This is a genomic window from Bartonella sp. CL70QHWL (genome assembly GCF_042194855.1).
In the GTDB taxonomy this organism is placed as follows: domain Bacteria; phylum Pseudomonadota; class Alphaproteobacteria; order Rhizobiales; family Rhizobiaceae; genus Bartonella.
Genome location: NZ_JBHINJ010000137.1, coordinates 1 through 564, shown reverse-complemented (window position 1 = coordinate 564; position 564 = coordinate 1). Strand labels below are relative to the sequence as shown.

Genomic DNA, 564 nt, shown 5'->3' with positions numbered 1-564 from the left:
CTAAATTTTCAAAATCAATTTCTCTTTTTGATAAAATAATATTTTTATTTTTTTTGTTATTGTTATTGTTAATGTTAATGTGTTGTCGTGATGAACTCATCATGATGTCATCATGACCTCGTGATGATGTCATGATGACATCATCATGTTCTCTTGATGAATTATCTTTCTGCTTATTTCTCTTAGTATTCGCAGCTTTTATAGCTTTTTCTGAGAGTCTATTTAAATTCTCATTAGAGTTATTGAGTTCTTCCTCAACATCTAAATTCCACAAGCGACCATCTGCTAAACGAATGAAATATCCTTCTTCAAGCAAAACATTCAGTGCCGCTTCAAACTTCTTCACTGAATAACCAGTGTAATTAGATAAAACTTTAATATTATAAAAAAGAGGTTCACCAGTATGCAACATACGTAACCGTAATCGCATATAGATATTGCCCTCTACAGCAGGCAAATAATCAACAACTATTGCCCACTTGTCTGCAAAAAGCCTCGTCCATGGCAACTTAGTTGACATACTTCACCTCCCTTTCTTTATTATTATTGCAAGTGAAATTATCT

Annotated in this window: 1 protein-coding gene; it reads right to left on the bottom strand. The window is 32.4% G+C overall.

The genetic code is table 11. The features are described 5' to 3' along the window. Positions 1-520 (bottom strand): DUF1376 domain-containing protein (locus ACFIJZ_RS10140; protein WP_375632051.1); only part of this gene is annotated, 520 nt, incomplete at its 3' end. Positions 521-564: the final 44 nt, after the last annotated feature.